The sequence below is a fragment of the Vibrio sp. 2433-A1 genome (assembly GCF_056726085.1).
Map to the genome: position 1 here is coordinate 1 of NZ_JBRESC010000051.1, position 6229 is coordinate 6229.

The window sequence follows — 6229 nt, forward strand, 5'->3', positions numbered from 1 at the left end:
GGCTTTGTTGCGTAATTCGGACAGAAAAACAAACCGCCCGAAATTGTGCAATTCTTAAACAACAAACTGAGTTTCAGGCATACCAAGCCCTGTAAGCTTGTTCAGCGCTTTAATCATGGCGTAGGTTTCGCCAACCTGAGCATTGTAGTTTCGCAGGCTTAACCTCCCACCTAGCAACTGCTTCACTCGATACATGGCTGTTTCTGATAGTGAACGTTTGTGATAACCATACCGCTTTTTCCACTTCTTGTTGGAGCCGTAGAGCTTTTGGCAACCCACTGCTAAATTGCGAGGATGTCCTTGTTCCCAGAAGGCTGCCCCTTCTCTTGGTGGGATAAGCGGAATAGCTCGCTTAATCCGTATGGCATCATGGCAGTTCCTTGTGTCGTAAGCACCATCTCCAGATATCTCGATGATTTGTCGACGTGTTTGCTTGAGCAAATTAGGAAGGACTTCTGAATCAGTGACATTAGATAAACTCAGTTCTGCTGCTACTATCTCGTGAGTACTGGTGTCGACTGCTAAATGCAGCTTTCTCCAGACTCTACGCTTCCCGTCAGTACCGTGCTTCTTGACCTTCCATTCACCTTCGCCATAAACCTTGAGACCAGTGGCATCAATGGCCAGATGCTGTATCGCACCTCTGGTTTTAGTTTTAAATGAAACCTCAACCTGCTGGGCTCGACGGCTTATACAGGTGTAATGCGGACAAACAAGCGGTATGTTAGCCAGCTTAAATACTGAGTCTAGAAAACCTTGCAGCGCTCTCAATGGCATAGAGAAAACGCGTTTTACCATCAGTGCGGTAGTAATGGCTAGGTCGCTGAATCGACGAGGCCTGCCGCGCTTACTCTGTTTGCTTTGCTTCCACTCGCGTATGGCTTCCTCATCAATCCAGAAAGTGAGTGAACCACGGTTGATTAGGGCTTTGTTGTACTGTTTCCAGTTAGTTGTTTTGTAACGAGGTTTCGGCATAAGGCTACGATGATTAACTGATGTAGCCGATCAGATCGTAACTTCCTGATTTAGTTCCATCGAATTACGCAACAAAGCCCCTTAAACACTAAACGCAACGCATAGCAAAAATGCCACGCGTTGCGAATCACTCTTAAACAGTTTGTTATGTGATTAATTTTTACCCAGAACTTTGTATCCCCAGCGCTTATTTAATAAGTCACTGACAATGTAAACATTAAAAGGAGGTTGAACTTCTGGTAGCACAACTAACATAGAGTTTTTCCATACTGTAATTCCATTCGTTGTCTCGTATGACGCTACGCTTGCACTACCTTGCTTTTTCGCCAACACATTTCCAGCTTCGTCAACAACTACGGTTTTCCACCACTTCGTATCTGCCGATTCAATTGTTGGCGCTTTAACATGTGCCAGCAAATATCCATTTACCGGAATCTTCGAATAATCAGGCTCTTCAAACGCTAGTTCCGCTTTCTTTTTCTCGATTGCTCTTAGCGTATCAACATCGTAATAATCAACATACGCAATTGAACCAAAGTCGTTAGGATCTTCGATGTTTTGGACTATATTTCCATTAACGGCACGAGTCGTGCCCAGATTTGAACAACCAACTAAGACAAAGCTCAAAATCAAGCCTACTACTATCTTATTCATTTTTTCCTCGATTGATGATTAATCACATAACGCCCTGTTAAGGGGTGAGCGACGCAATACCGAAGCCACCGCACACCACCTTAATCACTTAAACCAACGCATAGTGAAAATGCCACGCGTTGCGAATCCCTCTTGAACAGTTTGTTAGGCGCGTAGCCACGTTTTATAACTGAATCTCAACGTTGTTACGTACATATGTAGGGATAGATAACTGCTCATCTATATCTTTGAACTTTGGCTGTTGAGGCATCAATTCTATTATCGCGTTCAGTTCTTCAAAACTGATACCGACCACTCGGCAAGCCGTCATCAAACCATTTATAAAGCACTTTTTATCCCGCTTTTGCTGTTGCTCAATTGCAGGAATAGACGAGTACAATTCGCACTCTTTCGTTAATAAGGCTAGAAGTTCTTCTTTTGAGGTTTCCATATACAAACTCAGTTACTAGATAGTTTGGACACATTATCAATGATTTAAGACACAACTTCCAAGAGCTTGATCTTACGTTTTGAACCAAGCGCCTAACGCCGCGTTAAGTAGTGAGCAACGCAGACCACCTAACCTAAACCATTGTGCCGTAAACACAAAAGCTGAATCAAACCGAAAATGCCGAGCGTTGCGAATCTGTCTTAAACGCTTTGTTATGTTTTTGTATTTCCAAAAGGTCCAAATTAGATGGCCGGAAGTTTAAAAAAACTCTGTCTTTAACCTCTAGAGCTGGGATTCCATAAATATACAAATACAGTTCATCCGACGTCGTTCCGATGCAGTCAACGATTGCCTGTCGAATTGGAGGTCTAAAACGATAGCTGTCCAGCACAGATTTCTTTACAAATACGGAAACTATTGCGGGAGCGGTTTTAAACCTGGAGGTATCGGACAATGTAAACCTTATATCACCATTGCTTTGAACTTCAACACTAGATATTTTCCCCCAGTAGACTCTTTTCCTTTGGCTTACGATTTCATAGCTATTAAAGTGTTGCTCTTCTAGGCGCTTAAAAAGAGCGCTATAAAGGTATTTGTTCTCGCCTATGGCAACTGAAAGTCTTTTATGTAAATTTGCTTTTACATATCTATTGTACTTAGCCACCAATGAGCCAAGATGATAGAAATTTGTAGGCGAGTAGTGCTCGATATTGCCCGTTGGCTCGCCTTTTATGACCGTTACAGTTTCAATACCCTCAACATTGGGTAAAGCTCTTTCTTCGACAAAATGACTATTAGGTCGCACTAAAATAAACTCATCAGGTCGTTCTAAGTCTTTACCCTGCTCGGAAGGCACATGTGAGAAGTCACCGAGGTCGACGGTATTTTTGTACTTAGTTTCGTAGATATCACATGACTTAGAATGCTGTTCAACAGTTCTAAAGTATGGATCTATTTTGCGCTTTGGGTTGTCCATGTTAGCGCATGTTATTTTACAGGTGCACCCTTTGCCAATGCATACAAACTTTCGCTTATCGAAAATTAGCCCCATTTTGTAATATGATTCAGCTAGCTCTGGAGTAAGAATCTCACCACACTCCAAACTTTTTGCTTTACTTAATGATGTCAAAACTCCTCCAAAAACATAACGCCCAATTAACGTGTGAGCAGCGCATACACTGAAATTGAATACTGCGCCGTAAACACTAAACTCAACCCGAAGTGAGAGCGCCAAGCGTTGCGAATCACTGTTGAATTGTTTGTTATGTTTTACCACAAACACATGATTTAATTGAGAAAGAACTGCTATTTCTGACTGGTTTTCTGAGCTAAACCACAAGGCAAGAGCCAACTTAACCACCAAAGGCGACCAGCCCAAAACAAGTAATTCCACTTCCCTGCCCAATGAGGCAACCCGACCAAGAAACAACAAGCGCCCTATCTTTCCAACCAAAGCGCAAAACAATGTTGAATTGCCGAGGCAGCTGCCAAGCTGAAATGCTGCTTGGTAATGAACCTGAAAGCGACTTTGAGCCAGTTAAACAAGAAGCCGACCGCCACGACCTGACAATGAAGCAACCCACGAACTTTGACATGTTTTACGGGCTGAGAGACTCAAGAACTTAGACCGACAATGCGGATTTGCTGAGTCTACTAGGGACGGATTGCCAGAGGGAAAAAGAACTAGAGCCTAAGACAATTAAGCCTTTGAAATACATGTAAACATAACGCCCAATTAAGGGGTGAGCAACGCTTCCACCCAAACCTAAAGCATTGTGCCATAAACACTAAATTTGAAGTAGAAGCAAAAATGCCGAGCGTTGTGAATCCCTCTTAAATTGCTTGTTAGTTGCGTTCTGACCACTCCGACCGTAACACCCCATATTTGACGGAGTCATAGTATTCACCATTGTAGTAACGAACCTTTCTAAGTCTCGCTTCTTGTTGAAAACCCAGTTTCAAGGCCAAAGACATCATTCGAGGATTACCCGACCAAGTGGTTAAACCGACCCTCTCGATTTCTTTAGTTTCGAACAAGTACGATACCCATAAAGGTAGAGCAAGCGCAGCAATTCCCTTACCCCAATACTGTGCACCGTAAATAACTACACCAGCTTCAAGCCAACGCGTTTCTTCACATTCCCAGTAGCAACTAACCGTTCCAACAGGAATATCGTCAACAGTGATTAATTGTAAGTCTGAGCCTGCTAGTAAACGCTGAAATGATGAACTTTCAAACTGTTCTAATGTTGGGTGAGAATATGGAAAGTAAGGACCATTGAACTTCATCCATTCATCATTTGAAATAACCAAAGAATGGAGAGGTTCCAGTTCGTCTTCCTTGGCTGGTCTAATATCTACTTTCATATCTTCCTCAATACTTCCAGATTCTTTGTAGCAAACTAACGCCCAATTAAGTAGTGAGCAACGCCGCCACTTAACCCGAACATTGCACCTTAATCACTAAAGCCGATTCAAACCCAAAATGCCGAGCGTTGCGAATCTGCTTAAATTGTTTGTTAGGCAAATTTTCTGTGTACTCACTAACTTGGTTTGAATACAGAATACCTTAAACACGATAAGCAACCAATCACCCACTAACTTTTTGTAATTCAAGAACCACTGAAGTTACCATGTTACAGCATCATTTTTTACGCTCACGAAATACAGCCTTTTAGCGACGAAGTAGCTTTTGAACCTAAGAAAACTAAAAGCTGCGAACTGACCACAAAAACGAAAGCTTCAATTAACTTGCCATTTCCACACTTTAAGTCAGTGAAATTCACCACCAACCAACACTGAAAACCAATGAGGTAACCCACGAAATTTGGCATATTTTACGGTTGGAGAGGTTCAAGAATTTAAGCCGAAAATGCTGATTTGCCGACTTTGAGAAACGAACTGCCAAAGGGTGCAAGAAGATTAGAACAAAGAACTTTCCTGCTCTTTGCCTAACGCCCAATTAAGGGGTGAACAACGCCTCCACCCAAACCTAAAACATTGTGCCATAAACGCTAAATTTGAAGTAGAAGCAAAAATGCCGAGCGTTGTGAATCCCTCTTAAATTGCTTGTTATGTTTCTTGGATTCAAGTACGAAGTGCGACACCACTGAAAAATAAAACAGTGAGATGCGATAATCATGATTTTTGCTCCCGCCAAGAAGTAAAACCATGAAATATACACACCTCACTGAGAAAGAAAGATATACGATTTCTATCTTAAGAAAGCAAGGACTACGTACTGCTGGAATTGCTAGATTACTCAACCGTCACAAGTCTACGATCTATCGTGAGATAGAACGTAATAAGCGCTATAACAAATACTTTGACAGGTACTCGTACCAACCTGAGTACGCTCAACAACGAGCTCGAAATAGGCTCGCTCGCTCAAGGCGAAACAAGCGCTATGACGAAACCGACTTCAGGCTCGTTGCAGCCTTGCTGCAACTGGACTGGAGCCCTGAACAGATAGTTGGATTTCTAAGGCGAATTGGTCAAAAAACGATGAGTCACGAACTGATTTACCAGTATGTTTGGAATAACAAAGCAGAAGGCGGAATGTTATGGAAACACCTACGCCAGTCAACTAAGCAAAGGCGTAAAAGATACCGCTCTAACGACAGCAGAGGCCGCTTAGCCGCAAAGAAACATATATCTGAGCGACCAGACGAAGCAGAACTTCGTCTTGAACCTGGACACTGGGAAATAGACACCGTCATTGGGCGAGGAACCAAACACTGCATTGTGACGTTAGTAGATAGGATGACCGGTTATACTTTTATAGGCCAATTAGACGACAGAACGACTAATTCATTGAACGCTCGAGTGAAGAGGATTATTAAGCAATCAGACTTACCGTTCAAAACGATTACTGCTGATAATGGTACTGAATTTCACCAATATGCTCAGTTAGAAAAACAAACTAAGTGTTTGTTTTTCTTTGCTAACCCGTACCAATCATGGGAGCGTGGAACCAATGAAAATACGAATGGTTTAATTAGACAGTACTTACCTAAAAAAGCCTCTATGTCACATGTGACACAGAGGCTCTGTAACCAAATAGCTGGAAAGCTAAACTCGCGCCCAAGGAAAAGACTTGGGTTCTTTACACCACAGGAGTATATTCATGCGCATCTGTAAAAAGTGTCGCACTTCAAACTTGATACTAAG

The 6229-nt window shown here is 42.3% G+C and carries 6 protein-coding genes; 1 reads left to right on the forward strand and 5 read right to left on the reverse strand.

Features of this window, described 5'->3' with window-relative positions; genetic code table 11:
* Positions 1 to 54: 54 nt before the first annotated feature.
* The 5 genes from ACU01J_RS21255 to ACU01J_RS21275 all read right to left on the reverse strand — a co-directional run bounded on the left by ACU01J_RS21255 (position 55) and on the right by ACU01J_RS21275 (position 4426).
* Entirely contained in the window at positions 55 to 975 is a 921-nt protein-coding gene (locus ACU01J_RS21255; protein WP_481085133.1) for an IS5 family transposase, read from the reverse strand.
* Positions 976 to 1128: 153 nt separating this feature from the next.
* Positions 1129 to 1629, reverse strand: a complete 501-nt coding sequence (locus ACU01J_RS21260; RefSeq protein ID WP_069492142.1) for a hypothetical protein — start codon at positions 1627 to 1629, stop codon at positions 1129 to 1131.
* A 163-nt stretch (positions 1630 to 1792) separates the two neighbouring features.
* A complete protein-coding gene (locus tag ACU01J_RS21265) occupies positions 1793 to 2059 on the reverse strand; it encodes a hypothetical protein (protein WP_013571723.1) in 267 nt (88 codons plus the stop codon).
* A 166-nt stretch (positions 2060 to 2225) separates the two neighbouring features.
* Positions 2226 to 3452 (reverse strand): hypothetical protein, encoded by a 1227-nt coding sequence (locus ACU01J_RS21270; protein ID WP_481087417.1) that lies wholly within the window; start codon positions 3450 to 3452, stop codon positions 2226 to 2228.
* 452 nt (positions 3453 to 3904) lie between these two features.
* On the reverse strand, positions 3905 to 4426 hold the full coding sequence (locus ACU01J_RS21275; RefSeq protein ID WP_481087418.1) for a GNAT family N-acetyltransferase: 522 nt from the start codon (positions 4424 to 4426) through the stop codon (positions 3905 to 3907).
* Between the two features lie 804 nt (positions 4427 to 5230).
* Between ACU01J_RS21275 and ACU01J_RS21280 the strand changes: the two genes are divergently transcribed.
* On the forward strand, positions 5231 to 6199 hold the full coding sequence (locus tag ACU01J_RS21280) for an IS30 family transposase (protein ID WP_481087369.1): 969 nt from the start codon (positions 5231 to 5233) through the stop codon (positions 6197 to 6199).
* Positions 6200 to 6229: the final 30 nt, after the last annotated feature.